The sequence below is a fragment of the Leifsonia sp. AG29 genome (assembly GCF_009765225.1).
Classification (GTDB): domain Bacteria; phylum Actinomycetota; class Actinomycetes; order Actinomycetales; family Microbacteriaceae; genus Leifsonia.
Genome location: NZ_VMSF01000001.1, coordinates 714,902 through 741,813 on the forward strand (window position 1 = coordinate 714,902; position 26,912 = coordinate 741,813).

Consider the following 26,912-nt stretch of genomic DNA (forward strand, 5'->3'; position numbering starts at 1 on the left):
GGTGAGCGAGGCGGTGAGGGCGCGAGGGCGCGGGCTAGCCGCGGGTCGTGAGCGCAGCGGCGAGCTCGTCCAGGGACGAGATCCTCAGCACGCCGGCGGCGCGGGCCTGTGCGTCGTCCTCCAGGCTCGGCGCGACGCCGCGGCGGTCGAGCCACACACCGGTCAGGCCCGCCTGTGCCGCCCCGATGGCGTCCGTGCGGAGCCGGTCGCCGACGTAGGCCGCCTCGGCCGTCGCCGCGCCGAAGAGATCGCAGGCGTACTGGAAGATGCCGCGATCGGGCTTGGTGATGCCCACCTCGCCCGAGGCGATGAGGTGGTCGATGCGCGCGTCGAGCCCTACCGCCTCCACCTTGCGGCGCTGGAACGCGAGGTCGCCGTTCGTGATGACCCCGAAGCGCACGCCGGGAAAGGCGCGCTCGAGGGCGTCGAGGCACGGGAGGGCGTCGTCGTGGAGGGACCAGGCGGCGACGTAGTGCTCGAAGTAGTCGGCGAACCAGGCGCTCGCCTCCTCGTCACGGAGCCCGACCCCGTGCCGGGCGGCGAAATCGCGCGCCCGCGCGCGTCGCTGACCCTCGAAGTCGAGGTCGCCGGCGAGATACGAGTGGTAGTGCTCCTCTTCGAGGTCGTGCCAGAGAGCGACCAGCTCGCCGGCTTCCAGAGCCCCGTACGGCGGCCCGAGGCGCTCGGTGTAGCTCCTGATCCCCGCCTCGACGGCGGCGCGATGCGCGAAGAGCGTGTCGTCGAGGTCGAAGAGCACCACGCGGAGGGCCGGGCGCTGCCCGGTGGTCACAGCGCGACCTGGATGAGGGTGTCGGCCGGCCAGCCGTCGGCCGGAACCCGCGGGTCGCTCGCGAGCAGCCCGGCCTGCCAGTCGTCTCGTCGCCGGCCGCGCTGGACGCCCCCGAGGCGCGAGCTTCCTTCGAACCGGAACCCGGCGCGACGGGCCACGGAGGCGCTGGCGGCGTTCCCGGCGAACGCATGCCACTCGACGCGGACCAGCCCGAGACCGCGGGGAGGCGCCGCGAAACCGAAGTCGAGGACCAGGGACACCGCCTCCGACATGAGCCCGGCACCGCGCGCCCCCGGGGCGAGCCAATAGCCCACTTCGGCTCCGGCGTCGTGGATCGCGTCGAGGCCGACCATCCCGACCAGCTGCCCGTCGCGTTCGCGCCGGCGGATCGCCCAGGTGCACGACCGACCGGTCGCCCAGCCCTCGGCGACCGGTCCGGTGATGAACGACTCGGCATCGACGCGGGCGTACGGCGACGGCACGGTGGTCCATGCGGCGATCGCGGGCTCCTGGCAGAGCTCGGTGACGCGATCGACATCGGCCTCCGTCGGTGCCGAGAGCATCACGCGGTCGCCCGTGAGGGTGACCGGGGCCGCGGGAGGCAGCGCCATCACGCCGTCCGGCTCGGGACCCCGGCCGCCTTCAGGAAGCCGACGCGCTCGTACGCGGCCTCGAGCGTGCGCTCGGCCACCTCGCTCGCTCGCTCCGCGTTGCGCGCGAGGATCCGGTCGAGCTCGGCCGGGTCGGCCAGGAGCTCGAGCGCGCGCTCCCGCACGGGGGCGAACTGGTCGACCACCACCTCCACCAGGCCCTTCTTGAAGTCGCCGTAGCCCTTGCCGTCGTACTCGAGCTCGATCTCTTCGATGGGGCGGCCGCTGAGCGCCGAGAAGATGGTCAGCAGGTTGCTGATGCCCGGCTTGCCGGCCCGGTCGAACGAGACGACGCCGTCGGTGTCGGTCACGGCGCGCATGATCTTCTTGCGGGTCGCGTCGGGCTCGTCGAGCAGCCACACGATGCCCGAGCCGGACTCGGCCGACTTCGACATCTTCGACTCCGGGTTCTGGAGGTCGTAGATGCGCGCGCTCTCTTTGAGGATCATCGCCTGCGGCACGACGAAGGTCTCGCCGAAGCGGCTGTTGAAGCGCTCGGCGAGGTCGCGGGTCAGTTCGACGTGCTGCCGCTGGTCGTCGCCGACCGGGACGATCTCGGCGCCGAAGAGGAGGATGTCGGCCGCCATCAGCACGGGGTAGGCGAAGAGCCCCACCGAGGTGGCTTCGGCGCCCTGCTTCGCCGACTTGTCCTTGAACTGCGTCATGCGCGACGCCTCACCGAAGCCGGTGATCGTGTTCAGCACCCAGGCGAGCTGCGCGTGCGCGGGCACGTGCGACTGCACGTACAGCGTCGAGGCGGACGGGTCGATCCCGGCGGCGATGTACTGCGCAGCGGTGCGCCGAGTCTTCTCGCGCAGCTCGGCCGGGTCTTGCGCGACCGTGATCGCGTGGAGGTCGACCACCGAGAAGAAGGCGTCGTGCGTCGACTGCAGCTCCTTCCACTGGAGCAGCGCGCCGACGTAGTTGCCGAGGTGCAGGGAGTCGGCGGAGGGCTGCATGCCGGAGTAGAGACGGGGGCGAGAGGTCATGTTCGTGCTTTCAGTTGCGGGAGAACGGAGGGGGCGCCTGGTCAGAGCGCGTAGTCGACGACCACCGGGGTGTGATCGGACCATCGCTCGTCGTAGGCGGCCGCCCGGTCGACGGCGTACGCGGCGACCTTGGCGGCGAGAGCCGGGGTCGCGAGCTGGTAGTCGATGCGCCAGCCGCTGTCGTTGTCGAACGCCTTGCCGCGCCACGACCACCAGGTGTACGGCCCGTCGACCTCGCCGGCGGCGCGGCGGCCGACGTCGACCCAGCCGAGTCCGGCCCCGTCGTTGTAGCGCGGATCGTCCTCCGCGCCCAGGATGCGGTCGAAGTAGGCACGCTCCTGGGGGAGGAAGCCGGCGCGCTTCACGTTGCCCTTCCAGTTGCGGATGTCGAGGGTGCGGTGCCCCACATTGAGGTCGCCCATCACGACGGCCAGCTCGTTGTGCTTCTGCAACTCGGGGAGCCGCGCCTCCACCGCGTCGAGGAACGCGAGCTTGTCGACCTGCTTCTGCGTGCCGGCCTCGCCGGAGTGGACGTACGCGCTGACGACGGTCAGCACCGTGCCGTCGACCTCGTAGTCGGCTTCGAGCCACCGGCCGGCGGTGTCCATATCGCCCGGTCCGAGCTCGACACGGTGGATCGCCGCCCGGTGGCGACTGGCGATCGCGACCCCCGCGCGGCCCTTGGCCGTGGCGGGATCGTGCACGACGTCCCACTCGTCGCCGAGGAGGGCCTGCAGGTCTTCGGTCGTGGCCCGCACCTCCTGGATCGCGAGGATGTCGACGTCGCGGTTCTCGAGCCAGGCGCCCATGCCCTTGCGGAAGGCGGCTCGGATGCCGTTGGCGTTGATCGTGGCGATGCGCAGCGGGCGGGAGGGCATGCCTCCAGCCTACCGGGGACGCCCGACGTCGCTCGGGGCGGGGGCAGCGGGCGAGGAACGGTCCTCAGCATCCAGGAGGTCGTTCAACCGGTGCTCCGCCTTCTCGACCCGGCGCTGCGCTGCGAGCCGCCCGAGCAGCTTCGATTCGCTGAGCTCGCGCCGTGCTTCGGCGAGCTCGGCGCCGGCGACCAGCACACGGGCCTCGTGCTCGGCCATGGCCTGCTCGGCGGCCGCCTGCTCGGGCGTCACCATCCGCGGCGAGAGCCCCCGGTCGAACATGCCCACCGCGATCCACGAGGCCGAGAGCAGGACGACCCGCGAGATGAGGTTGAACCACAGGAGCAGACCGACGAACACGGCGAACGTGGCGAGGAGCGGGTTCTTGGACGCACCGGTGAGCAGGATGCCGCCGAGCACGCTGAGCCCGGCGAGCACGAGGGCGCCGAGCAGCGAGCCGAAGAAGAGGTTCCGCCACGGGATCGCCACCCGGGCCATCACCCGGAACATCGCGCCGAGGGTGAACAGGTTGAGCGCCACCGACACGAGCAGGCCGGAGACGCGCGCCGCGGCGGCCGTCCAGAAGCTGTCCGAGGCCAGTCCCAGGAGGCTCAGGACGAACGTGAGCGTCTGCGTGCTCGCGATCGTCAGCAGCGCGGAGGCCACGAAGACGATGCCGAACGCGAGCGCGAGTCCCAGATCGCGCACCTTCTGGAGCACGTAGTTGGTCGTGTCCCGGCTCAGGCCGAAGACGGCGCGCACCGCCTGGCGGGTGTAGTAGAGCCATCCGATGGCGGTCCAGAGGAGGCTGACGGCGGCCACGACCCCCGCCAGGCCGAACGAACTCGCGTCCTCCAGCTGCGCGACGTCGATGACGCCTTTCGTGGTCGACGTCGAGATGAGCCCCGGCACAGCGCGGTTGATGAGCGTCACCAGCGCCTCGAAGATCTCCGGGTTGCTGGAGAGCCAGATGCTCGCGACGGAGAACCCGAGCCAGACGGCCGCGAAGATCGCGAACAGGGACTGGAAGCCCATGCCGGCGGCCCTCAGGTTGCCGTCGGAGTACGAGTAGTTGATGTAGACGCGGTACGGGCGCACGGACTGCACCCACCGCGCCCAGCGCGACACGCGCGCGACGGGACGCTCGAGCCGCTCCTTCAGCGGCTCCGTCGCCTCCACGATCCGCCGCTTCACGGTCTCGCCGGATTCGACCGTCCCCTGGGCGCGCTGAAGCGCGGGATCCGGCTGGAGAGGCGCCCGGCGCGACTTCTTGGCCACGTCGTCAGGATAGCGACCGCGCACGTCCGCGCCTCTAGGCGGAAAGGCCCGCTCCCGGGGGAGCGGGCCTTTCACGGCGTCGGGGTGGGATCAGGGCTTGCCGCGCATGATCGCCTGCTTGACCTCCGCGATGGCCTGCGTGACCTGGATGCCGCGAGGGCACGCGTCGGTGCAGTTGAAGGTCGTGCGGCAGCGCCACACGCCCTCCTTGTCGTTCAGGATGTCGAGACGGACCTGCGCGTTGTCGTCGCGCGAGTCGAAGATGAACCGGTGCGCGTTGACGATGGCGGCCGGGCCGAAGTACTGGCCATCGGTCCAGAACACGGGGCACGACGAGGTGCACGCGGCGCACAGGATGCACTTCGTGGTGTCGTCGAACCGGGCACGGTCGGCGACGGACTGGATGCGCTCCTTGCCCTTCTCGGGGGTGGAGTTCGCGACGAGGAACGGCTGCACCTCGCGGTAGCTCGCGAAGAACGGCTCCATGTCGACGATGAGGTCCTTCTCGAGCGGCAGGCCCTTGATCGCCTCGACGTAGATCGGCTTCGAGATGTCGAGGTCCTTGATCAGCGTCTTGCAGGCGAGCCGGTTGCGGCCGTTGATGCGCATTGCGTCCGAGCCGCAGATGCCGTGGGCGCACGAGCGGCGGAACGTCAGCGAGCCGTCCTGCTCCCACTTGATCTTGTGGAGGGCGTCGAGGATGCGGTCCGTCGGGTACAGCTCGACGTCGAAGTCCTGCCAGCGCGGCTCGGTGTCGACGTCCGGGTCGAAGCGGCGGATGATCAGGGTGACGGTGAAGGACTCGATCGGGGCCTCGGGGGCCGGGGGAGTCTCGAGCACGGCGGTCGACATCAGTACTTCCTCTCCATCGGCTGGTAGCGGGTGATGACGACGGGCTTCCAGTCGAGCGTGATGTGGTCTGCCGCGTCGGCCGAGTGCGGGTCGCCCGTCAGGTAGGCCATCGTGTGCTTCATGTAGTTCTCGTCATCGCGCTTCGGGAAGTCGTCGCGCATGTGGCCGCCGCGCGACTCCTTGCGGTTCCGGGCGGAGTAGACGACGACCTCGGCGAGGTCGAGCAGGAAGCCGAGCTCCACGGCCTCGAGCAGGTCGGTGTTGTACCGCTTGCCCTTGTCCTGCACGACGACGTTCTTGTAGCGCTCGCGCAGGCGGTGGATCGTGCCCGTCACCTTCTCGAGCGACTCGTCGGTCCGGAACACCTGGGCGTTCCGGTCCATCTCGTCCTGCAGCTCCTTGCGGATCGCCGCGATGCGCTCGGTGCCGGTGGAGGCGCGGAGCCCCTCGATCATGTCGCGCACGTTCTTCGCGGGGTCGGCCGGCAGCGGCACGGCGGTCGCCGTCTTCACGTACTCGACCGCGTTGTTGCCCGCGCGCTTGCCGAACACGTTGATGTCGAGCAGGGAGTTGGTGCCGAGGCGGTTCGAGCCGTGCACCGAGACGCACGCGCACTCGCCGGCGGCGTACAGCCCCGGCACGACCGTGTCGTTGTCGCGGAGCACCTGGGCCGACGTGTTGGTCGGGATGCCGCCCATCGCGTAGTGCGCGGTCGGCATGACGGGCACCGGCTCGACGACCGGGTCGACGCCCAGGTAGGTGCGGGCGAACTCGGTGATGTCGGGGAGCTTGGTCTCGAGGACCTCCGCCCCGAGGTGGGTGCAGTCGAGGAGGACGTAGTCCTTGTTGGGGCCGGCGCCGCGCCCCTCCGCGACCTCCTGGACCATGCAGCGCGCGACGATGTCGCGGGGGGCCAGGTCTTTGATGGTCGGTGCGTAGCGCTCCATGAACCGCTCGCCGGAGGCGTTGCGGAGGATGGCGCCCTCGCCGCGGGCGCCCTCGGTGAGGAGGATGCCGAGGCCGGCGAGGCCGGTCGGGTGGAACTGGAAGAACTCCATGTCCTCCAGCGGGAGGCCCTTGCGCCAGATGATGCCGACGCCGTCGCCCGTGAGGGTGTGGGCGTTGGAGGTGGTCTTGTAGATCTTGCCGAAGCCGCCGGTCGCGAAGATGATCGCCTTCGAGTGGAAGACGTGCAGCTCGCCCGTCGCCAGTTCGTACGCGACGACGCCGGCCGGCTGGGGCACCCCGTCGACGTCGTTCATGATGACGTCGAGCACGTAGAACTCGTTGAAGAAGTTGATGCCGAGCTTGACGCAGTTCTGGAACAGCGTCTGCAGGATCATGTGCCCGGTGCGGTCGGCGGCGTAGCAGGCGCGGCGGACCGGCGCCTTGCCGTGATCGCGGGTGTGGCCGCCGAAGCGCCGCTGGTCGATCTTGCCCTCGGGGGTGCGGTTGAACGGCAGTCCCATGTTCTCGAGGTCGATGACCGCGTCGATGGCCTCCTTGGCGAGGATCTCGGCCGCGTCCTGGTCGACGAGGTAGTCGCCTCCCTTGACGGTGTCGAACGTGTGCCACTCCCAGCTGTCCTCCTCGACGTTGGCGAGCGCGGCGGCCATGCCGCCCTGCGCCGCACCGGTGTGGGAACGGGTGGGGTAGAGCTTCGAGATGACCGCGGTGCGCGCATGCGGTCCGGCCTCGATGGCCGCGCGCATGCCGGCGCCGCCGGCGCCGACGATGACGATGTCGAACTCGTGGTAGTGGACGCCGTCGATGACGGTCGAGTCGGTGGTTTCCGTTGTCACAGCTGTTTGGTTTCCGTCACTCACTTGGCCGGGCAGAAGGAGGGCAGGTCGGCCGCGTGGGCTCCCGCCGGGCAGGGGTCGAAGGTGAAGATCACGAGCGTCCCGAGGACGACGAGCACCACGACGGCCGCCAGGATGGCCCACTTGAGGACGCGGTTGACGAGCACGCTGTGCGCGTAGTCGTTGACCAGGGTGCGCATGCCGTTGCCGCCGTGGATGAGCGCCAGCCAGAGCATGAGGAGGTCCCAGACCTGCCAGAACGGGGTGGCGTACTTGCCCGCGACGAACGCGAAGTCGATCTGCTTCACGCCCTGACCGAGCACCAGGTTGATCAGGAGGTGGCCGAAGATCAGGATCACCAGCACGAGCCCGGAGGCGCGCATGTAGATCCAGCCCCACTTCTCCCAGTTCACGCCGCGCTTAGGAGCCGGCCGTGCCGGGGTGCGGGGGGCGTCGATGGTGGTCACGTCAGTTCACCTCCGCGAAGATGTGCACGAGCTGCACCGGGACGAAACCGGCCATGAGGATGACCCACAGCGCGATGACGATCCAGAACATGGCCTTCTGGTACTTGACGCCCTTGCTCCAGAAGTCGATCGCGATGATCCGGAGGCCGTTGAGGGCGTGGAACACGATCGCGGCGACCAGGGCGATCTCACCGAGGCCCATGATCGGGTTCTTGTAGGTGCCGATCACCGCGTTGTACGCCTCGGGGCTGATGCGCACCAGCGAGGTGTCGAGGATGTGGACCAGCAGGAAGAAGAAGATGGCCACGCCGGTGATGCGGTGGAGGACCCACGACCACATCCCCTCACGGCCGCGGTACAGAGTGCCGCCCGGCCGGGTCTTCGTCGGCTGCAGGGTCCCTGCCGCTTGTTCTGACACGGACAACCCTCCCTGGTTGCTTGTCGCTCGTTCGGGGCGCGGATCGCGCGTGGTCAGTCTATGCCGCGGGGCGCCGGGACGCCTCTTAGGCTCGCCTTGGTTATCTCGACATCGAGATAACTCGGGGTCGACCGCGGGCGCAGGCGGGCGTACCGTCCGGGCCATGACACAGGACGAGCCGATCATGGACGGCGGGGGAGCGGCGGACCACGATGCACGCGTGGCGGGCATCGTCGAGCAGGTGAAGGCGGACCTGCGGCTGCGGCCCGCCGAGGACAGCGAGCGCACGCTGCGGGACCGCCTCGGCGACGCCGGCATCGTCCTCTCGGACGACGAGCTGACGCGGCTCAACCAGGAGATCCAGGGCGGCGACGGCCCCGCGGCCGCGCCTCCCGCCTGGGACGCCCGCTAGGCCCCGGGTCTACAGCACGTCGGTCGAGCCGGTCAGCTTCAGCGCGTCGACCACCGACTTCACCCGCTGCGCGTTTTCGCTCGTGGTGACGAGGAGGGCGTCAGGCGTGTCGACCACGACGATGTCCTTGACTCCGATGAGGCTGATGACGCGCCCGGTCTGGGTCACGACGATGCCGCTCGACGCGTCGGAGAGCACCCGGGCGTTCGCGCCGAGGATGGCGAGGTCGGACTTGCGCCCGCTCGAGTTGAGCTTGGCGAGCGACGCGAAGTCGCCGACGTCGTCCCAGTCGAAGTAGCCGGGCACGACCGCCAGGCGGCCGGCGGCCGCGGCCGGCTCGGCGACCGAGTAGTCGATGGCGATCCGCTCCAGGCGGGGCCAGATGCGGTCGACCGCGGGGCCGCGGCGGGCCGGGTCGTCCCACGCCTCCGCGAGCTCGGTCAGTCCCTCCAGCAGAGCCGGTTTGCTGCGGCCGATCTCCTCCAGGAGGAGATCGGCCCGCGTGATGAACATGCCCGCGTTCCAGAGGTAGTCGCCGCCTGCCAGGTAGCGCTCGGCGGTCGCGAGGTCGGGCTTCTCGACGAACGAGTCGACGAGCCGGGCCGAGGGCGCCCCCTCGATGCCGGCGTTCCCCTCCTTGTAGTGGATGTAGCCGAAGCCGATGGCGGGCTCGGTCGGCTGGATCCCGATGGTGGTGATGTAGCCGGCGTCGGCGGCGAGGATGGCCTCGCGGACCGCCTGGTGGAACCGCACCCGGTCCCGGATCACGTGGTCTGCGGCGAAGGACCCCATGATGACGCCCGGTTCCCGCCGCTCCAGGATGGCGGCCGCCAGGCCGATCGCCGCCGTCGAGTCCCGCGGCTCGCTCTCGAGCACGACGTTCTCGTCGGTGAGGTCGGGGAGCTGGTCCTCGACGGCCGCGCGATGCGCCCGGCCGGTCACCACCATCACGCGCTGCGGGGACGACAGCGGGACGAGCCGGTCCCAGGTGTCGCGGAGCAGCGTCTGGCCCGAGCCCGTGAGGTCGTGGAGGAACTTGGGCGCGTCGGCGCGCGACAGCGGCCACAGCCGGGACCCGACGCCTCCCGCCGGGATCACGCTGTAGAACCGGTCGAACACGGAGGAGCTCGGCGTCATGCGGCCAGGATACGGTGTCCCGCTGCGAACGGCCTCCCGCCGGGCAGCGGGCGGTCACCCTCCGTTCACGGCCGCGACACCGCCGCCTCCTAGCGTGGGGCCATGCGGGTAGCGGTCGTCAGCGAGAGCTTCCTTCCGACGGTCAACGGGGTGACGACGAGCGTGCTCCGGGTGCTCGACCACCTCGCCGAGGCGGGGCACGAGGCCATCGTGATCTGCCCGGAGGCGGGTGCGCCCGCCGAGTACCGCGGGTTCCGCATCCATCAGGTGCCGTCGTTCGCCTACCGGCAGTTCCCGGTCGGGCTCCCGAGCCCGCAGGTGCAGCGGATCCTCGCGCGGTTCGGGCCGGACGTGCTGCACGCCGCCTCCCCGTTCTTCCTGGGAGCCCAGGCGATCGCGGCGTCGAATCGCCTCGGCGTCCCGTCGGTCGCCATCTACCAGACGGATGTCGCGGGATTCGCGCGGCGCAACGGCCTCGGCATGACCGCCGGCGTCGCCTGGAAGTACGTCCGCTGGGTGCACGAGGGGGCCGACCTCACGCTCGCGCCGTCTGCGTCGAGCGAGTACGACCTCCGGCTCGCCGGCGTGAGTCGCATCGCGCGATGGGGGAGGGGCGTCGACCTCGTCCGCTACCACCCGAACAAGAGGCGCACGCCGGCGACCGCAGCGCTCCGCGAGCGGCTCTCGCCGGACGGGGAGGTGGTCGTCGGCTATGTCGGGCGCATCGCCCCGGAGAAGCAGGTCGAGCGGCTCCGCACGCTGCGGGGTCTCCCCGGCGTGGCACTCGCGATCGTGGGCGACGGTCCGGCACGCCCCGAGGTCGAGGCAGGGCTGCAGGGCATGCCCGTCACCTGGCTCGGGCGCCTCTCCGGCGACGACCTCGCGACGGCGTACGCCGCGTTCGACCTGTTCGTGCACACCGGCTCGGAGGAGACCTTCGGGCAGACGGTGCAGGAGGCGCACGCGGCCGGACTCCCCGTGGTCGCCCCGCGAGCGGGCGGCCCGATCGATCTCGTCGAGCACGGCGTGGACGGGCTGCTCTTCCCTCCCTCCGACGACCGGTCGCTGCGTGCCGCGGTCGCGATGCTCGCCCGCGACGCACCACTGCGCCTGCGCATGGGCGAGGCCGGGCGCCGTGCGGTCCTCGGCCGGAGCTGGGACGTGGTCTGCGCCGAGCTCATCGGGCACTACGAGCGCGTCATCCTGGACGCGTGCGTGGATCCGCGGGAGGGTGCGGAGGGCGCCAAGCGCACGGGCAGGGTGCGCGCGTACAGTTAGGTGGCCCGGGTCACGGGCCGTCCGACTGTCCTGGAGATCCGTGGAGGTGACCGATGGCCAACCTGAATCGTCGCGGCATCCCGATGCCCTTCGTCTCGCGAGCCCGCCGGGTCGAGCCTCCCTCGCCGCGCCAGGCGCCCGCGAAGGCCGATCGGCCCGCAGGACAGCGGAAGAGCATGGTCGACAGCGCGATCTACGCAGGGGGCGTGCGCGTCGCCTCCCCGACGACGCTCGCCGAGACCTACCGCGCGCTCGACGCGACCCCGGGCGGGATGGCGTGGATCGGCCTGTACCGGCCGAGCGAGCAGGAGCTCATGTCGCTCGCCGACGAGTTCTCGCTGCACCCGCTCTCGATCGAGGACGCGATCGTCGCGCATCAGCGCCCGAAGCTGGAGCGGTACGACACCGTGCTGTTCGTCGTGCTCAAGGCGGCCAACTACCTCGACGCCCCCGAGGAGGTCGACTTCGGCGAGCTGCACCTCTTCGTCGGCCCGAACTTCGTGATCACGGTGCGGCACAGCGAGTCGCCCGACCTCTCGACCGTCAGGCAGCGCATGGAGGCGGAGCCCGAGCTGCTGGCGCTCGGCCCGCAGGCCGTGCTGTACGCCATCATCGACGCCGTCGTCGACGCCTACGGGCCGGTCGTGGCCGGTCTCGCGAACGACATCGACGAGATCGAGACCCAGGTGTTCGGAGGCGACGCCCTCGTCTCCCGGCGCATCTACGAGCTCTCGCGCGAGGTGATCGACTTCCAGCGGGCGACCCATCCGCTGTCGTCGGTCATGGTCGCGCTCGAGCGCGGGTCGGCGAAGTACGGGGTCACCCAGGAGCTCGAGCGGCGCCTCCGGGACGTCGCGGACCACCTCACGCAGGTGAACGAGCGCGTCGACGGGTTCCGCTATCTCCTGCGCGACATCCTGACCGTGAACTCGACCCTGGTGTCCGAGCGGCAGAACGAGGAGATGACGAGGCTCGCGCACTCGACCCACGACCAGGGCGAGCAGGTCAAGAAGATCTCGTCGTGGGCGGCCATCCTCTTCGCGCCCTCGCTGATCGCGGGCGTCTACGGGATGAACTTCGTCAACATGCCGGAGCTGCACTGGTCGTTCGGGTACCCGCTCGCGCTGATCGCCATGGTCGGTCTCAGCTCCCTCCTCTATGTCGTCTTCAAACGACGCGGCTGGATGTAGCCCCACCCGGACGGGGGACGCGCCGTCGGTGCCCGCTCAAATGAGCAGGTGCCGACGGCGCGCGCGTTTGTAACGCTTGCATGAAGAAGCCGGATTTGCGGACGGCGCCGTTCGTCACATTCGGTAACGTGAAAACGAACTGACCCCGTTCACCCGCGGCGGTCACGCATCTTGGAGGATCACCTTGAGAATCACAGCCCGTAAGGCCGGCCTGGCCGGCCTGGCGGCGATCGGCATCATGTCGCTGCTCGCCGCCTGCTCGGCTGCTCCGTCGGACACCTCGTCCACGGGAGCGGCGAAGAGCAACTTCCTGCCCTGCATGGTCTCCGACTCCGGCGGATTCGACGACCACTCGTTCAACCAGCTCGGCTACGAGGGCCTCCAGCAGGCCGCCGCTTCGCTCAACGTGAAGTACAACAAGGCCGAGTCGAAGAGCGAGAACGACTTCGCCCCGAACATCCAGAGCATGGTCGACGCCAACTGCAACCTGGTCGTGACCGTCGGCTTCCTGCTCGCCGACGCCACGAAGAAGGCCGCGGCGGCGAACCCCGACATCGACTTCGCCATCATCGACGACAACTCGATCCAGGCCAAGAACGTCAAGCCGATCATCTTCGACACCGCACAGGCCGCCTTCCTCGCCGGCTACGCGGCGGCGAGCTACTCGAAGACCGGCATCGTCGGCACCTTCGGCGGCATGCAGATCCCGACCGTGACGATCTTCATGGACGGCTTCGCCGACGGCGTGAAGTACTACAACCAGCAGAAGGGCAAGTCCGTCAAGGTCGTCGGCTGGGACGTCGACAAGCAGAACGGCTCCTTCACGGGCGGCTTCGACGCCAACGAGACCGCGAAGAACACGGCCCAGGGCATCATCGACCAGAACGCCGACGTCATCATGCCGGTCGGCGGTCCGATCTACCAGTCCGCGGCCCAGGCCATCAAGGACTCCGGCAAGCCGATCGCGATGATCGGCGTCGACGCCGACGTCTACCAGTCCGACCCGAGCGTGAAGGACCTGCTCCTCACCTCGGTCATGAAGGGCATGAAGCCCGCCACCAACGACGTCGTCACCCAGGCGGCGAAGGGCAAGTTCGACAGCACCCCGTACGTCGGAACGCTGAAGAACGACGGCGTGGGCATCGCCCCGTTCCACGACTACCAGTCGAAGGTCGACTCGGGTCTGCAGGGCGAGCTCGACAAGATCAAGGCCGGCATCATCGACGGCTCGATCAAGGTCACGTCGCCCTCGTCGCCGAAGCAGTAACCGGCGGCACAGCACTCGACGGGGAGGCCAGCGCGCGCTGGCCTCCCCGTTCGTTTTCCCCGTGGCGGCCGGTGCTCGTTTGAGCACACAATGACATATGTGCACACAGGTAGGGTGAGGATGCGCATCGTGGCCACCAGCCGTTTCGCGTGCCACAACCCTGTGTCTCTGTGCTCCCAGCGGGCGAGTAGAGAAGGAAATCCACCCGAATGAAGCTCGAACTCCGCGGCATCACCAAACGGTTCGGTGCCCTGGTCGCCAACGACCACATCGATCTCACGGTCGAACCCGGCGAGATCCACTGCCTGCTCGGCGAGAACGGCGCGGGCAAGTCCACGCTGATGAACGTCCTCTACGGCTTCTACCAGGCCGACGAGGGCGAGATCCTCCTCGACGACGAGGTCCAGCGCTTCTCCGGCCCCGGCGATGCCATGAAGGCCGGCATCGGCATGGTGCACCAGCACTTCATGCTGATCCCCGTCTTCACCGTCGCCGAGAACGTCATGCTCGGCCACGAGCAGACGAAGTTCGGCGGCCGCCTCGACCTGGCCGCGGCGCGGGCGCAGGTGCGCGAGATCTCGGCGCGGTTCGGATTCCACGTCGACCCCGACGCGCTCGTCGAGGATCTGCCCGTCGGTGTGCAGCAGCGCGTGGAGATCATCAAGGCGCTCTCGCAGAACGCCAAGGTCCTCGTGTTCGACGAGCCCACCGCGGTGCTCACCCCGCAGGAGACCGACGAGCTCATGGGCATGATGCGCCAGCTCAAGGAGCAGGGCACCGCCATCATCTTCATCACCCACAAGCTTCGCGAGGTGCGCGAGGTCGCCGACCGGATCACGGTGATCCGCCTGGGCAAGGTCGTCGGCGAGGCCGAGCCCACCGCGACGAACGCCGAGCTGGCCTCCATGATGGTCGGCCGGGCCGTGTCCCTCCAGGTCGAGAAGGCACCGGCGGAGCCGGGCGAGGCCGCCCTCGTCGTGAAGGACCTCTCGGTCATCGACCCGATCGGCCAGCGCGTGGTCAACCGGGTCAGCTTCGAGGTCCGGGCGGGCGAGATCCTCGCGATCGCGGGCGTCCAGGGCAACGGGCAGACCGAGCTGACGGAGGCGATCATCGGGCTGCAGCCGCGCGTGGAGGGACAGATCCTTCTCGACGGCGCCCCCATCCAGGGCCGCTCGGTGCGGAAGGTGCTCGATGCCGGCGTCGGATTCGTCCCAGAGGACCGCAACGAGGACGGCCTCGTCGGTGAGTTCACCATCCAGGAGAACCTGATGCTGGACCGCTCGACCGATGCCCCGTTCGTCAAGAGCGGGAACATCCAGTTCTCGTATCTGAAGGACTTCGCCGAGGAGAAGGTGCGCGAGTTCGACGTCCGCACCCAGTCGATCGACACGAAGGTCGGGAGGCTCTCCGGCGGCAACGCTCAGAAGGTCGTGCTCGCCCGCGAGCTCAGCCGCGAGCTGCGCCTGTTCGTGGCTGCCCAGCCGACGCGCGGTCTCGACGTGGGGTCGATCGAGTTCGTGCACAAGCGCATCGTCGAGACGCGCGACGCGGGGGTCCCGGTGATCGTCGTCTCGACCGAGCTCGACGAGGTCGCCGCTCTGGCGGACCGGATCGCGGTCATGTACCGCGGGGGGATCGTAGGAATCGTGCCGGGCGACACGTCGCGCGACGTGCTCGGCCTGATGATGGCCGGCGAGACGCCGGACCAGGCAGGAGCAGCAGCATGACCGGCACCGAGACGGCCCCGGCGCAGCCCGCGGAACCGCAGAAGCCCGCGGCCCGGCCCGAGAACGACGATCGCTTGAACCGCGCCGTCCGCGACATCATGGGCGGCCCGGTCGTGATCTCGATCCTCGCGGTCGTCCTCGCGCTGGTCGCGGGGGCGATCCTGATCGCGCTGACCGATCCCAACGTCCAGAGGGCGGCCGGCTACTTCTTCGCCCGGCCTGGCGACACGTTCCAGGCGATCTGGACCTCCGTGTCGAACGCGTACACGTCGATGTTCCAGGGCGCGATCTACAACTTCCGCCGTCCGACCTTCGCGGCCGGGATCAGGCCGTTCACCGAGACCCTGAACTTCGCGACCCCGCTGATCGTCAGCGGCCTGGGCGTCGCCCTGGCGTTCCGCGTCGGCCTGTTCAACATCGGAGGCCAGGGGCAGATCCTCATCGCCGCCGCGACGGCCGCGTGGGTGGGCTTCTCCTTCACCCTGCCCCCGGTCCTCCACCTGATCGTCGCGCTGCTCGCGGGCATCGCCGGCGGAGCGGTCTGGGCCGGGATCGTGGGACTCCTGAAGTCGCGCACGGGCGCGCACGAGGTGATCGTCACGATCATGCTCAACTACATCGCCTTCTATCTCATCTCCTTCATGCTCCGCACCCAGGGGCTGCTGCAGGCGCCGGGCTCCAACAACCCGAAGGCGCCGCCGATCCACGCCAACGCCGTGTTCCCCTCCCTGCTCGGACCGCAGTACAACCTCACCTGGGCGTTCGTCGTCGTCATCGCCGCCACGGTGTTCGTGTGGTGGCTGATCAACCGCTCGAGCCTCGGCTTCCGCTTCCGCGCGGTCGGCGAGAACCCGAACGCGGCTCGCGTCGCCGGCATCAACGTGAAGAACGTCTACGTGTACGCGATGCTGCTCGCCGGCGGTCTCGTCGGGATCGCCGGCGCCAGCCAGGCGCTCGGCGTGTTCCCGTCGGGCATCAGCTCGGGGGTCGACGCGGGCATCGGCTTCGACGCGATCACCGTCGCCCTCCTCGGCCGCTCGCGCCCCGGGGGCGTTTTCATCGCCGGCCTCCTGTTCGGCGCGCTGAAGGCCGGCGGCTACACCATCCAGGCGGGCGGCATCCCGATCGACATCGTCCTCGTGATGCAGTCCCTCATCGTCCTCTTCGTCGCCGCGCCGCCGCTCGTGCGCGCGATCTTCCGCCTCCCCACGCCGGGCGCACCGCCCCGGAGACCCCGCCCGATCGTCACGAAGGAGGTGGCGGCCAAGTGACCTCCGCGGCCCCTGTCATCCCCGACTCCTCGCCCATCGTCCTCGAGAAGGCCGAGATCCGCTCCTGGAAGGCGCCCATCGCCTTCGGCGTGTTCGTCGTCCTCAGCCTCATCCTGTTCTTCGGCTTCCCGCGCCACGGTCAGAGCACCTTCCGCTTCTCCGAGAAGACCGACGTGATCAAGATCTCCACGCTCACGGTCGACACGCTCACCACGACGATCGTCGTGACCCTCCTGCTCGTCGTGCTGACCGCGGTGAGCGCGTGGCTGTCCTGGCAGGCCAGGAAGACGCCGATCTGGATGGTCATCGTCTTCGCGCTGCTGTTCATGTTCGGGTTCCTGGCCTGGGCGGGCTCGGGCCAGCTCCCGGTGCCCGTGACGGGCCTCCTCCTCGGCACGATCAGCCTGTCGGTCCCGCTCGTCTTCGGCGCGCTCGGCGGCGTCGTCTCCGAGCGCGGCGGCGTCGTCAACGTCGCCATCGAGGGTCAGCTGCTGGCGGGCGCGTTCGTGTCGGCGATGACCGCTTCACTGACCGGCAGCTGGCTGGTGGGCTTGATCGCCGCGATGATCGCCGGCGTGCTCGTATCGTTCGTGCTCGCCGCGTTCTCCATCAAGTACCTGGTCGACCAGGTGATCGTCGGCGTGGTGCTGAACGTGCTCGTGACCGGCCTGACGAGCTTCCTGTACTCGCAGGTGCTCGCCGGCAACGCACCGCTGCTCAACCACCCGCCCCGGCTGCCCGAGTGGCCGATCCCGCTGCTCAGCGAGATCCCGATCATCGGTCCGGTGCTGTTCCACCAGACGATCATCGAGTACCTCATGTACATCGCGATCTTCGCCGTCTGGTTCGGGCTGTTCAAGACCCGCTGGGGCCTGCGCCTCCGCTCGGTCGGCGAGCACCCGGAGGCGGCCGACACCGTGGGCATCAACGTGAACGGCACCCGGTTCTGGAACGTCTCGCTGGCGGGCGCGATCGCCGGGCTCGGCGGCGCGTACTTCACCCTCGGGTCCGTCGGGGCGTTCTCGAAGGAGATGACCGCAGGCCAGGGCTTCATCGCGCTCGCCGCCGTCATCTTCGGTCGCTGGGACCCGATCCGCGCGACGCTCGCGGCGCTCCTGTTCGGCTTCGCGACCAACCTGCAGAACGTGCTCGGCATCATCGGCTCGCCGGTCCCGAGCGAGTTCATGCTGATGCTGCCGTACGTCGTGACGATCTTCGCCGTCGCCGGCCTCGTCGGCATGTCCCGTCCGCCGGCGGCCGACGGCAAGCCGTACACCAAGTCGTGACCGGCCCGGCGATGAGCGATCCGATCGATTGGGAGGCCCTGCGCGCCTCCGCCCGTGAGGCCATGTCCCACGCGTACGTGCCGTACTCGCGCTTCCCGGTGGGCGCCGCCGCCCTCGTCGACGACGGGCGCGTGGTCAGCGGCTGCAACGTCGAGAACGCCAGCTACGGCGTGACGCTGTGCGCCGAGTGCGGCCTCGTCTCCGCCCTCGCGATGACGGGAGGCGGCCGCCTCGTGGCGTTCACCTGCGTGAACGGCGACGGCGACGTCCTCATGCCGTGCGGCCGCTGCCGCCAGCTGCTGTACGAGCACTCCGCCGAGGGCATGCTGCTCGAGACCGTCTCCGGCATCCGCACCATCGACGAGGTGCTGCCCGACGCGTTCGGCCCCCGCCAGCTCGCCGCCTACCGCGCCGAGCACGGCATCGACGAGGAATGAAGAGGAAAGCATCCGTGACCGACCACCAGGGAGCGGTCGAGGCGTACGACGCCGTCGACCTCATCAGGACGAAGCGCGACCGCGGCGAGCTCGACACCGGCCAGATCGACTGGCTGATCGACGCGTACACGCGGGGCTACGTCGGCGACGAGCAGATGGCCGCGTTCGCGATGGCCGTGTTCCTCAACGGCATGACGCGGCGTGAGATCAAGGACCTGACCCTCGCCATGATCGCCTCGGGCGAGCGCATGGACTTCTCGGGTCTCGGGCGGCCGACGGCCGACAAGCACTCGACCGGCGGGGTGGGCGACAAGATCACCCTCCCGCTGATGCCGCTCGTCGCCTCCTTCGGCGTGGCGGTCCCGCAGCTGTCCGGCCGTGGGCTCGGTCACACCGGTGGCACCCTCGACAAGCTCGAGAGCATCCCCGGGTGGCGTGCGAACCTCAGCAACGACGAGATGTTCGCGCAGCTCCGCGACCTGGGTGGCGTCATCTGCGCGGCCGGCTCCGGTCTCGCCCCGGCCGACGGGAAGCTGTACGCGCTCCGCGACATCACGGGCACGGTGGAGGCCATCCCGCTCATCGCGTCCTCGATCATGTCGAAGAAGATCGCGGAGGGGACGGGCGCGCTCGTCCTCGACGTGAAGTTCGGCTCCGGCGCGTTCCTCAAGGACATCGAGAAGTCCCGCGAGCTCGCCCGCACCATGGTCGAGCTCGGCACGGACGCCGGTGTGGCCACCTCCGCGCTCCTCACCGACATGAACGTGCCGCTCGGACTCGCCATCGGCAACGCGAACGAAGTGCGCGAATCGGTCGAGGTACTGGCGGGAGGCGGTCCCGCCGATGTCGTCGAGCTCACGATCGCGCTCGCCCGCGAGATGCTCGCACTCGCCGGACGCCCCGACGAGGACGTGGCCGCGGCACTCGCCGACGGTCGCGCCATGGACTCCTGGCGGGCGACCATCCGCGCTCAGGGCGGCGACCCGGACGCGCCCCTCCCCGTCGCGCGGGAGACGCACACGGTCGTGGCCGACGCGGACGGCGTGCTCGTCGAGCAGCAGGCTCTCCCGTTCGGCATCGCCGCGTGGCGGCTCGGCGCGGGCCGCGCCCGCAAGCAGGACCCGGTCCAGCACGCCGCCGGCATCGACCTGCACGCGAAGCCGGGCGACCCGGTGCGGGCCGGGCAGCCGCTGTTCACCCTGTCGGCGGACGAGCCGGCGCGCTTCGAGCGGGCTCTGGAGGCGCTGGAGGGCGCCTACCGGATCGCGCCTCCCGGTACGCCCTTCGAGCGCGGACCGCTCATCGCGGACCGGATCGCCTAGAGTTGCACTAGTCGTCTCTCAGGGGGAAAATTCGTGGCTCGAAACCTAACCAGTTCAAAGGGTGAAGAGTTTTCGATTCAGCAGCTAGCTGGGATGGCGCAGGCGGGTGAACTTCGTATTCCAGAGTTTCAGCGCTCATTTCGCTGGGATTCGGACGACGTGGTCGCGCTCTTCGACAGTATTCTCAAGGGCTACCCCATCGGCAGCGCGCTCATGTGGAGGAAAGCGGCACCGCAGGCACGGTTGGTCCTTGGCGCATTGGTCATCGACGCCCCGGAACAGCCTGGCGCTCTGTGGGTCGTAGATGGCCAGCAACGGATTACTAGCCTGGTCAACGCAGTGAGTCCGGATGTTTTTGCCAGGGACCCGCGCTTTCAGCTTGTGTACGCGATTGAGCGCGGCAGAATCATGAGGCCCAACGACGCGCGGGGGCTCCTCTCGATTCCCCTGCCAGAGCTGTTTGATGTCGCGCGATTGCTGAGATGGCTACAAGACAACCCTGAGTCAGCGCCGCATGCGAGTGAACTGCAAGATGCAACCGCGGTCCTGCGCGATTTCAAGTTGCCAGCTTCAGTCGTGAGTCAAGCCGACGAGCAGGTCCTACGCGACATCTTCGACCGTGTAAACACCGCAGGCAGGCGTTTACGCGGGGCCGAGATATTTGACGCTATCCACAGGGCGACCGGCCAGTCTTCCAGCGAAGAACTATCGATTGGGGCCATTGCGGACCGAATTGCCGCGGCTACCACGTTCGGTCGTCTCGACGACGCGACAATCTATCAAGCCGTGCTCGTTAGAAGACATCCTGATATCACCCGCGATCCGCACTTCGAGTTCGACGTCGAGCGTCGTTCGAACTCCGACTACCCGGGGGAATCGCGTGAGCAAGGTTATCGGCAGGCGGAGCGCGCGCTAACGGCCACCGTCGATTTCCTATTGGGCCGCGCGGGCGTGCCTCACGTAACCTTCGTTCCCTACCGTTTTCTGATTCTTGTATTGGCCCGCTACTTTGCGCTCTTTCCCGACCCGACGCCGCGCAATCTCGAACTCTTGTCGTGGTGGTTTTGGCGCGCGGCGACGCGCGCACCAGATCTTAATTTGAGTGGGTCAACGGCAACCGTTCGGACACTGGCCGGCAACATCGTCGCTAATGAAGAAGACGACTCAGTTCAACGACTTCTACGGGCTGTCGAATCGTCCTCGGCAGTGACCCTTCCAAATCCGCGTGTGCTGCGAACGAACCAAGCTGCGAGCAAAGTAATACTCTGCGCAATGTGGTCTTTAGCCCCGCGCGACTTGGAGACGGGCGAGCCACTCCAATCGGACGACCTAATGCAGCTGCTTGAAGGATTAGAGACTCCAAGCGCTGCCGCGACGGAAATTGTGCGCCGCGATCGACTCGCCACGCATCTGAGGCTATCGGCCGGGAATCGATTGATTGCTAATGCGCGCGACCAGGCGGATTTGACTGGACGGCTTGAGCGATCAGTGCAGGTAGCTGGGCCGACTCGTGACTTGATCTGGCGTTCGCACCTCCTTGACGAGGACCTTCTTTGCTTGCTTGGAAGCGGGGGATTCGATGCGTTCGTTGTAGGTCGTGAGCAACTGATACGGCAGACCGTGGAGCGTTTCGTTACGGTCCGTACGGGCGCCGGGTTCGAAACGACGCCCCCCCTGGCGTCGCTCGACTTCGACGAAGCAGCACTCGAGATCGTGGAGGAAGGGTTCGAGTGATTAGCCGCGCCCACGCTGTTTCCCTACGAAATTCTCAAGTTGGTGTGCTGGCGCAGTCCGGTGACGTTGCTCGATTTTCCTTTGACGCGGACTACTGGGAACGAGAGAACAGGGACGTTCTTGGACTGTGGTTCGAGGACAATCCCAGGGCTTCGCCGAGAGCGACACTCCGACTCCCTGCGTGGTTCTCGAATCTGCTCCCAGAAGGTCGGCTTCGGGAATGGATTGCGATCGACCGGAATGTCTCAGCCGAGCGTGAGATGGAACTCTTGCTACGCGTGGGACGAGATCTCCCTGGTGCCGTCACCGTTGCTGAAGACGGTGCCGAAGGTATGGCCGATGCCTGGGGCGACATCGAGAATCCTCGCGCAAATCCTGTCGAAAGCCCAATCTGGAAGTTTTCGCTCGCGGGGGTGGGACTCAAGTTCTCCATGCTGGCATCTGGCGACAAGCTGAGCCTGCCTGCTGAGCACGAGTTCGGAGACTGGATCGTCAAGCTGCCGGAGCCGTCTCACCGAAACGTTCCAGAGAACGAATTTCTCATCATGAATCTCGCTCGTGCGGCGGGAATTGAGGTGCCCGAGACTCGTCTCGTGCACCGATCTGATTTGGAGCGGCTCCCGGACAACGTTTGGCCGAACGGCGAAGAGTATGCATTTGCCATCCGAAGGTTCGATCGTGCCGACGGCGAGCGAGTCCATATCGAAGACTTGGCTCAAGTCAGAGGCTTCTATCCCCACGAGAAATACAGTGGTTCTTTCGAGACAGTCGCGGCCCTCCTCTATAGAGGAGTCGACCTGTCATCGCTAGACGAGTTCGTTCGCCGCATGACCTTCAACTTGCTGGTCGGGAACGGGGATGCTCATCTTAAGAATTGGTCAGTGATCTACGAATTCGGTAGGCGCGCCCGTATATCACCCGCATACGATCTCGTCTCGACGATTCCTTATTTCGCCAGCGGGGAGGAGGATCTTGGCCTGAAGTTCGGCGGACAGAAACGCTTCTCCGCCGTGACTCGATTCGATTTCGAGCGTATGGCGAAACGCCTCGGCGTTGGCCAGAAGTCGATGCTCGCCATTGTTGACGAAGTTATCGAGCGCGTTCTCGGCGAGGTTGGAGGATTAGCTCCGCTGACGGATCTCCCTCAATTTCCGAGAAAGGTTGAGGACCACGCGACCGCAATAGCGGCTCAACTCGGAGTTCGACCGAACACTGTGCCGATAGTCTGAAGCGCATGAGCGACGCCTGGAACGAGTACACCCTGGCCGACGGGACGGCGATCCGGCCGCTGCCCAAGGTCTCCCTGCACGATCACCTCGACGGCGGCCTGCGGCCCGCGACGGTCGTCGAGCTGGCCGACGCCGCCGGTGTCGAGCTGCCCGTCTCGGATCCGGCCGAGCTCGGCCGCTGGTTCGGCGAGAAGTCGAACTCCGGCTCGCTCGTGGAGTACCTCAAGACGTTCGATCTGACGACAGCGGTGATGCAGACCCGCGACGCGCTCTCCCGAGTGGCCCGGGAGTTCGTGCAGGACCTCGCGGCGGACGGCGTCGTCTACGGCGAGATCCGCTGGGCCCCGGAGCAGCACCTCGCGGGCGGCCTCACGCTCGACGAGACCGTGGAGGCCGTGCAGGACGGCATCGAGCAGGGCATCCAGGACGTGCGCTCGACCGGCGCCCGGATCCGCGCGGGGCAGCTCGTCACGGCGATGCGCCACAACGACCGCGGGCTCGAGATCGCCGAGCTCGCCGTGCGCCATCGAGAGCGCGGCGTCGTCGGCTTCGACATCGCCGGCCCCGAGGCCGGGTTCCCGGCGTCCAACCACCGTGCGGCCTTCGACTACCTGGCCGCCCAGTACTTCCCCGCCACCGTCCACGCGGGCGAGGCCGACGGGCTCGACAGCATCCGCAGTGCTCTCATCGACGGGCGCGCCCTGCGCCTCGGTCACGGCGTCCGGCTCGCCGAGGACATCACCATCGAGCGCCAGGACGACGAGAACACCTACGTCACCCTGGGCGCCCTCTCGCAGTGGGTGAAGGACCGCGAGATCGCCCTCGAGACGAGCCCGACCTCGAACCTCCAGACCGGGGCGATCGCCGCCTGGGGCGACGACATCCTCGATCACCCGTTCGACCTCCTGTACCAGCTGGGCTTCCGGGTGACGGTCAACACCGACAACCGCCTGATGAGCGGGACGACGCTCACGCGCGAGCTCGGGCTCCTCGCCGACGCCTTCGCGTACGACCGGACCGACCTCGAGATCTTCCAGCTGAACGCCGCGGCCGGGGCCTTCCTCCCGCTCGAGGAGCGCGAGGAACTGGCCGACATCATCACAGCAGGTTTCGAGGGTTCCTGAACCCTGCGGACGATACGCTGGAGGCATGCCGCTGCCACCGTTGCCCGATTCCGCCGTGACCATCGGTGCGCGCGCGGGCGACTGGCGCGAGGCCGTCGAACTGGCGGGCCACGCGCTGACCCGCTCGGGCGCGACCGAGGCCGGGTACGGTCAGCGGATGATCCACGTCATCGAGGAGTTCGGCGCGTACATCGTCATCGCGCCGGGCCTCGCGCTCGCACACGCCCGCCCCGGCCCCGACGTCAACACCGACGGCCTGTCGGTCGTGACGCTCGCCGAGCCGGTCGTCTTCGGTCACCCGCACAACGACCCGGTGTCCGTCGTGATCGGGCTGGCCGTGTCGACGCCGGAGGCGCACGTCACGAGCGTCGCCGAGCTCGCGAACGTGTTCAACGAACCCGACTCGATCCCAGCGCTGGCCGCCGCCGGATCGGTCGACGAGGTGCAGCGGATCCTCTCCGCGAGCGAGGAGGAGGCGGCGCGGTGAAGATCGTGGCGATCTGCGGTGTCGGCGTCGGGACCTCGGGGATCCTCAAGGTGAACGCCGAGCGCGTGCTCGACCGGCTCGGGATCGACGCCGACGTCAGCGCCTCCGACGCGGCGCATGTCGCCGAGGCCGCCGGAGACGCGCAGATCATCCTGACCTCCCCGGAGCTCGTCGAGCGCATCGGCCCGACCAACGCCGACGTGATCATCGTCAACAACTACTTCGACCTCGAGGAGCTCGAGCAGAAGCTCGACGAAGCTCTCGGCTGAGCTGCGCCACGCCGGACGGGCGCCTCGGGCTCAGCTCGTGAGCGCCCGCATCGCCTCCGTCAGCGCCGCGACGCGCGCGGTGGCCGTGGTCCGGCGCTCCTCCAGCGTGCCCTCGTCGCTCGACGCGTCGATGTAGATCTTGAGCTTCGGCTCGGTGCCGCTCGGCCGCACCATCACGCGGGAGCCGTCCTCGAGGTGGATGCGCAGCACGTCGCTCGGAGGGAGCGAGCCGAACCCGTCGCGGAGGTCGTCGATCCGGGTGACCCGGACATCGCCCAGGCGGTCGGGAGGCGTCGACCGGAGCGCCTGCATGATCTCGCCGATCCGCGACAGCTCTGCGACCCGGAGCGAGATCTGGTCCGACGCGAAGAAGCCGAACCGCTCGGCGAACTCGTCGAGCCGGTCTGCGATGGTCGCGCCGCGCGCCGCGAGGTCGGCCGCGAGGTCGAGGAACGCCACGGCGGCGGAGATGCCGTCCTTGTCGCGGACGGTCTCTGGGTTCACCAGGTAGCCGAGCGCCTCCTCGTACCCGTAGACCAGCCCGGGCGCTCTCGAGACCCACTTGAAGCCGGTGAGGGTGTCGGCGAAGTCGAGCCCGTAGGCGCGAGCGACCGCTGACAGGGCCGGCGACGAGACGATGGAGCACGCGAGGGTGCCGACCGCGCCTCCGTCGCCTCCGGCGGCGACGGCCAGTTCCGCGGCGCGCCAGCCGAGGAGGGCTCCCACCTCGTTGCCCGAGAGCCGGCGGAACCCGGCGTCGGAGGTCGCGTCCGGGACCGCCACCGCGAGCCGGTCGGCGTCGGGGTCGTTGGCGATGACGAGGTCGACACCCGCCTCGCGTGCGGCGGCGAAGGAGAGGTCCATCGCTCCCGGCTCCTCCGGGTTGGGGAAGGCGACCGTCGGGAAGGCGGGGTCCGGCTCGAGCTGGGCCGTCACCGGCACCGGTTCCGAGAAGCCGGCACGGGAGAAGACCTCGTGCGCGGTGCGCCAGCCGACGCCGTGCATCGCCGTGTAGACGAAGCGGACGGCATCGCGCGGCCCGTCGCCGACGGCGACCGCCGACGTCGCCTCGACGTAGGCCTCGACGACGTCCTCGCCGGCGACCTCGTAGCGGTCCGATCGGGGCAGGTCGCCCACGCTTCCGCGGGCAACGTCGAGGATGTGCGCCGCGATCTCGCCGTCGGTCGGCGGGACGATCTGCGATCCGTGGTCGTCGCCGCCGAGGTACACCTTGTACCCGTTGTCGTTCGGAGGATTGTGGCTCGCGGTGACCATCACGCCGGCGCTAGCGGCGAGGTGCCGCACCGCGAACGCGAGCACCGGGGTGGGCAGGAGGCGCGGGAGCAGGATCGCGCGGATCCCCGCCCCGGCCATGAGCTCGGCCGTGTCGCGAGCGAAGACATCGGAGTTCTTGCGGCCGTCGTAACCGATCACCACCGATGGGGTGGCGCCTCCCTCCGCGTGCTCGAGCAGCCAGCGGCCGAAACCGGCGGCGGCCTGCGCCACCAGGACCCGGTTCATGCGGTTGGGGCCGGCGGCGATCTCGCCGCGGAGACCCGCCGTGCCGAAGGCGAGGCGCTCGTCGAAGCGCGAGTGCAGGTCGGCCACGGCTTCGCTCGAGCCCGCCTCGGCGGCCACGATGAGCGTCTCGAGCTCGTCGCGGGTCTCCGGGTCGGGGTCCTGGTCGAGCCACGCGCGGGCCTGGGCGAGGAGCTGCGCGGTGTCGCCCGCGCCCCCGCCGGTCACAGAACCTCCACGATCCGGGCGAGGAGGGCGCTGATCACCGGCTCGGCGGCGCGCCCCGCGTCGATGACCTCCTGATGGCTCAGCGGCGAGGTCTGGATGCCCGCCGCGAGGTTCGTGATCAGCGACATGCCGAGGATCTCCATGCCCGCCTGGCGGGCGGCGATCGCCTCGAGGGCCGTCGACATGCCCACGATGTGGCCTCCGACGGCCTTCGCCATCTGCACCTCGGCCGGGGTCTCGTAGTGAGGGCCGCGGAACTGCACGTACACGCCCTCGTCGAGCGTGGGCTCGATCGTGCGCGCCGCCTCCCGGAGGCGCCGGGAGTAGAGGTCGGTCAGGTCGACGAAGGTGGCGCCCTCGAGCGGCGAGTCCGCGGTCAGGTTGATGTGATCGCTGATGAGGACGGGCGTCCCCGGCTTCCAGTGCTGCTTGATGCCCCCGGCGCCGTTGGTGAGGATCATCGTCGTCGCCCCCGCGGCCGCCGCGGTACGGACGCTGTGCACCACGCGGCGGACCCCGTGGCCCTCGTAGTAGTGCGTACGGGCGCCGATGACGAGCGCTCGCTTCCCGTTCGGGAGGAGGATGGAGCGCAGGGTCCCGATGTGGCCCTCCAGCGCGGGGCGGCTGAAGCCGATGATCTCGGTCGCCGGCACCGTCGCCGTCGTCTCGCCGAGCAGGTCCGCCGCCCTGCCCCAGCCGCTGCCCAGCGTGAGGGCGATGTCGTGCTTGTCGACGCCGGTCTTCTCGGCCAGCTGCTGCGCCGCCTGACGGGCCACCGCGAACGGGTCGGCGGCAGGGTCGTCCAGCGGGTTTGTGGTGGATTCGAGCATGAGCCAACTCTACTTGCGGCCCCTCGGGGAGGCCGAGGCGGG

The 26,912-nt window shown here is 68.8% G+C and carries 26 protein-coding genes; 14 read left to right on the forward strand and 12 right to left on the reverse strand.

Translation table 11 applies throughout. The features are described from left to right. Positions 1 to 34: 34 nt before the first annotated feature. From FPT20_RS03530 to sdhC, 9 genes are all read right to left on the reverse strand, one after another. The gene (locus FPT20_RS03530; protein ID WP_158862639.1) at positions 35 to 790 is read right to left on the reverse strand and encodes an HAD family hydrolase; all 756 of its coding nucleotides are present in this window, start codon (positions 788 to 790) and stop codon (positions 35 to 37) included. After that, positions 787 to 1,401, reverse strand: coding sequence for a GNAT family N-acetyltransferase (locus tag FPT20_RS03535; RefSeq protein WP_158862641.1), 615 nt, complete (start codon positions 1,399 to 1,401; stop codon positions 787 to 789). The genes FPT20_RS03530 and FPT20_RS03535 overlap by 4 nt, the downstream gene beginning before the upstream one ends. Continuing rightward, positions 1,401 to 2,429 carry a tryptophan--tRNA ligase gene (gene trpS, locus FPT20_RS03540; RefSeq protein WP_158862643.1) on the reverse strand — a complete coding sequence of 343 codons (1,029 nt, stop codon included), beginning with the start codon at positions 2,427 to 2,429 and terminating at the stop codon, positions 1,401 to 1,403. The genes FPT20_RS03535 and trpS overlap by 1 nt, the downstream gene beginning before the upstream one ends. A gap of 41 nt (positions 2,430 to 2,470) precedes the next feature. Continuing rightward, the gene (locus FPT20_RS03545; RefSeq protein ID WP_158862645.1) at positions 2,471 to 3,307 is read right to left on the reverse strand and encodes an exodeoxyribonuclease III; all 837 of its coding nucleotides are present in this window, start codon (positions 3,305 to 3,307) and stop codon (positions 2,471 to 2,473) included. A 9-nt stretch (positions 3,308 to 3,316) separates the two neighbouring features. Beyond that, positions 3,317 to 4,582 (reverse strand): YihY/virulence factor BrkB family protein, encoded by a 1,266-nt coding sequence (locus tag FPT20_RS03550; protein ID WP_158862647.1) that lies wholly within the window; start codon positions 4,580 to 4,582, stop codon positions 3,317 to 3,319. A gap of 90 nt (positions 4,583 to 4,672) precedes the next feature. Continuing rightward, entirely contained in the window at positions 4,673 to 5,434 is a 762-nt protein-coding gene (locus FPT20_RS03555) for a succinate dehydrogenase iron-sulfur subunit (protein WP_158862649.1), read from the reverse strand. Beyond that, positions 5,434 to 7,236, reverse strand: coding sequence for a succinate dehydrogenase flavoprotein subunit (gene sdhA / locus FPT20_RS03560; protein WP_158862651.1), 1,803 nt, complete (start codon positions 7,234 to 7,236; stop codon positions 5,434 to 5,436). Before sdhA ends, FPT20_RS03555 begins: the two co-directional genes overlap by 1 nt. A gap of 20 nt (positions 7,237 to 7,256) precedes the next feature. After that, entirely contained in the window at positions 7,257 to 7,703 is a 447-nt protein-coding gene (locus tag FPT20_RS03565) for a succinate dehydrogenase hydrophobic membrane anchor subunit (protein WP_158862653.1), read from the reverse strand. 1 nt (position 7,704) lies between these two features. Further along, positions 7,705 to 8,121, reverse strand: coding sequence for a succinate dehydrogenase, cytochrome b556 subunit (gene sdhC, locus FPT20_RS03570; RefSeq protein WP_158862655.1), 417 nt, complete (start codon positions 8,119 to 8,121; stop codon positions 7,705 to 7,707). Positions 8,122 to 8,284: 163 nt separating this feature from the next. Here sdhC and FPT20_RS03575 point away from each other — a divergent pair, with 163 nt between their 5' ends. Then, positions 8,285 to 8,533, forward strand: a complete 249-nt coding sequence (locus FPT20_RS03575; protein WP_158862657.1) for a hypothetical protein — start codon at positions 8,285 to 8,287, stop codon at positions 8,531 to 8,533. A 9-nt stretch (positions 8,534 to 8,542) separates the two neighbouring features. On the opposite strand, the gene FPT20_RS03580 is transcribed toward FPT20_RS03575, so the two are convergent. Then, positions 8,543 to 9,670: a mannose-1-phosphate guanylyltransferase gene (locus tag FPT20_RS03580; protein WP_158862659.1), complete on the reverse strand. Its 1,128-nt coding sequence runs from the start codon at positions 9,668 to 9,670 to the stop codon at positions 8,543 to 8,545. A gap of 102 nt (positions 9,671 to 9,772) precedes the next feature. Here FPT20_RS03580 and FPT20_RS03585 point away from each other — a divergent pair, with 102 nt between their 5' ends. From FPT20_RS03585 to FPT20_RS03645, 13 genes are all read left to right on the forward strand, one after another. Beyond that, a complete protein-coding gene (locus FPT20_RS03585; RefSeq protein WP_158862661.1) occupies positions 9,773 to 10,948 on the forward strand; it encodes a glycosyltransferase family 4 protein in 1,176 nt (391 codons plus the stop codon). Between the two features lie 53 nt (positions 10,949 to 11,001). Further along, positions 11,002 to 12,138 carry a magnesium and cobalt transport protein CorA gene (locus FPT20_RS03590; RefSeq protein WP_158862663.1) on the forward strand — a complete coding sequence of 379 codons (1,137 nt, stop codon included), beginning with the start codon at positions 11,002 to 11,004 and terminating at the stop codon, positions 12,136 to 12,138. A 184-nt stretch (positions 12,139 to 12,322) separates the two neighbouring features. Next, a complete protein-coding gene (locus FPT20_RS03595) occupies positions 12,323 to 13,405 on the forward strand; it encodes a BMP family lipoprotein (protein WP_158862665.1) in 1,083 nt (360 codons plus the stop codon). Between the two features lie 209 nt (positions 13,406 to 13,614). After that, positions 13,615 to 15,135 (forward strand): ABC transporter ATP-binding protein, encoded by a 1,521-nt coding sequence (locus tag FPT20_RS03600; RefSeq protein WP_158862667.1) that lies wholly within the window; start codon positions 13,615 to 13,617, stop codon positions 15,133 to 15,135. Beyond that, entirely contained in the window at positions 15,132 to 16,406 is a 1,275-nt protein-coding gene (locus tag FPT20_RS03605; protein ID WP_158862669.1) for an ABC transporter permease, read from the forward strand. The genes FPT20_RS03600 and FPT20_RS03605 overlap by 4 nt, the downstream gene beginning before the upstream one ends. Further along, positions 16,403 to 17,692, forward strand: a complete 1,290-nt coding sequence (locus tag FPT20_RS03610; RefSeq protein ID WP_158862671.1) for an ABC transporter permease — start codon at positions 16,403 to 16,405, stop codon at positions 17,690 to 17,692. Before FPT20_RS03605 ends, FPT20_RS03610 begins: the two co-directional genes overlap by 4 nt. A gap of 11 nt (positions 17,693 to 17,703) precedes the next feature. Continuing rightward, complete coding sequence (locus FPT20_RS03615; RefSeq protein ID WP_158862673.1) at positions 17,704 to 18,129, forward strand: cytidine deaminase; 426 nt, start codon at positions 17,704 to 17,706, stop codon at positions 18,127 to 18,129. Continuing rightward, the gene (locus FPT20_RS03620; RefSeq protein WP_158862675.1) at positions 18,126 to 19,451 is read left to right on the forward strand and encodes a thymidine phosphorylase; all 1,326 of its coding nucleotides are present in this window, start codon (positions 18,126 to 18,128) and stop codon (positions 19,449 to 19,451) included. The genes FPT20_RS03615 and FPT20_RS03620 overlap by 4 nt, the downstream gene beginning before the upstream one ends. Before the next feature lie 33 nt (positions 19,452 to 19,484). After that, positions 19,485 to 21,185: a DUF262 domain-containing protein gene (locus tag FPT20_RS03625; protein WP_158862677.1), complete on the forward strand. Its 1,701-nt coding sequence runs from the start codon at positions 19,485 to 19,487 to the stop codon at positions 21,183 to 21,185. Beyond that, positions 21,182 to 22,414, forward strand: coding sequence for a type II toxin-antitoxin system HipA family toxin (locus tag FPT20_RS03630; RefSeq protein ID WP_267902701.1), 1,233 nt, complete (start codon positions 21,182 to 21,184; stop codon positions 22,412 to 22,414). Before FPT20_RS03625 ends, FPT20_RS03630 begins: the two co-directional genes overlap by 4 nt. A gap of 5 nt (positions 22,415 to 22,419) precedes the next feature. Continuing rightward, entirely contained in the window at positions 22,420 to 23,538 is a 1,119-nt protein-coding gene (locus FPT20_RS03635; RefSeq protein WP_158862681.1) for an adenosine deaminase, read from the forward strand. A gap of 25 nt (positions 23,539 to 23,563) precedes the next feature. Then, positions 23,564 to 24,025: a PTS sugar transporter subunit IIA gene (locus tag FPT20_RS03640; protein ID WP_158862683.1), complete on the forward strand. Its 462-nt coding sequence runs from the start codon at positions 23,564 to 23,566 to the stop codon at positions 24,023 to 24,025. Further along, entirely contained in the window at positions 24,022 to 24,294 is a 273-nt protein-coding gene (locus FPT20_RS03645) for a PTS sugar transporter subunit IIB (protein ID WP_158862685.1), read from the forward strand. The genes FPT20_RS03640 and FPT20_RS03645 overlap by 4 nt, the downstream gene beginning before the upstream one ends. A 30-nt stretch (positions 24,295 to 24,324) precedes the next feature. On the opposite strand, the gene FPT20_RS03650 is transcribed toward FPT20_RS03645, so the two are convergent. Next, positions 24,325 to 26,040: a phospho-sugar mutase gene (locus FPT20_RS03650; RefSeq protein WP_158862687.1), complete on the reverse strand. Its 1,716-nt coding sequence runs from the start codon at positions 26,038 to 26,040 to the stop codon at positions 24,325 to 24,327. Then, a complete protein-coding gene (locus FPT20_RS03655) occupies positions 26,037 to 26,870 on the reverse strand; it encodes a purine-nucleoside phosphorylase (RefSeq protein WP_158862689.1) in 834 nt (277 codons plus the stop codon). The genes FPT20_RS03650 and FPT20_RS03655 overlap by 4 nt, the downstream gene beginning before the upstream one ends. Between the last annotated feature and the right edge of the window lie 42 nt (positions 26,871 to 26,912).

Bases quoted from the DNA above. Each gene is read 5' to 3' on its own strand.
- FPT20_RS03535 (WP_158862641.1), bottom strand. From the start codon at position 1,401: ATGGCGCTGCCTCCCGCGGCCCCGGTCACCCTCACGGGCGACCGCGTG.
- trpS (WP_158862643.1), bottom strand. From the start codon at position 2,429: ATGACCTCTCGCCCCCGTCTCTACTCCGGCATGCAGCCCTCCGCCGAC.
- FPT20_RS03545 (WP_158862645.1), bottom strand. From the start codon at position 3,307: ATGCCCTCCCGCCCGCTGCGCATCGCCACGATCAACGCCAACGGCATC.
- FPT20_RS03555 (WP_158862649.1), bottom strand. From the start codon at position 5,434: ATGTCGACCGCCGTGCTCGAGACTCCCCCGGCCCCCGAGGCCCCGATC.
- FPT20_RS03575 (WP_158862657.1), top strand. From the start codon at position 8,285: ATGACACAGGACGAGCCGATCATGGACGGCGGGGGAGCGGCGGACCAC.
- FPT20_RS03580 (WP_158862659.1), bottom strand. From the start codon at position 9,670: ATGACGCCGAGCTCCTCCGTGTTCGACCGGTTCTACAGCGTGATCCCG.
- FPT20_RS03585 (WP_158862661.1), top strand. From the start codon at position 9,773: ATGCGGGTAGCGGTCGTCAGCGAGAGCTTCCTTCCGACGGTCAACGGG.
- FPT20_RS03590 (WP_158862663.1), top strand. From the start codon at position 11,002: ATGGCCAACCTGAATCGTCGCGGCATCCCGATGCCCTTCGTCTCGCGA.
- FPT20_RS03600 (WP_158862667.1), top strand. From the start codon at position 13,615: ATGAAGCTCGAACTCCGCGGCATCACCAAACGGTTCGGTGCCCTGGTC.
- FPT20_RS03605 (WP_158862669.1), top strand. From the start codon at position 15,132: ATGACCGGCACCGAGACGGCCCCGGCGCAGCCCGCGGAACCGCAGAAG.
- FPT20_RS03615 (WP_158862673.1), top strand. From the start codon at position 17,704: ATGAGCGATCCGATCGATTGGGAGGCCCTGCGCGCCTCCGCCCGTGAG.
- FPT20_RS03620 (WP_158862675.1), top strand. From the start codon at position 18,126: ATGAAGAGGAAAGCATCCGTGACCGACCACCAGGGAGCGGTCGAGGCG.
- FPT20_RS03635 (WP_158862681.1), top strand. From the start codon at position 22,420: ATGAGCGACGCCTGGAACGAGTACACCCTGGCCGACGGGACGGCGATC.
- FPT20_RS03640 (WP_158862683.1), top strand. From the start codon at position 23,564: ATGCCGCTGCCACCGTTGCCCGATTCCGCCGTGACCATCGGTGCGCGC.
- FPT20_RS03655 (WP_158862689.1), bottom strand. From the start codon at position 26,870: ATGCTCGAATCCACCACAAACCCGCTGGACGACCCTGCCGCCGACCCG.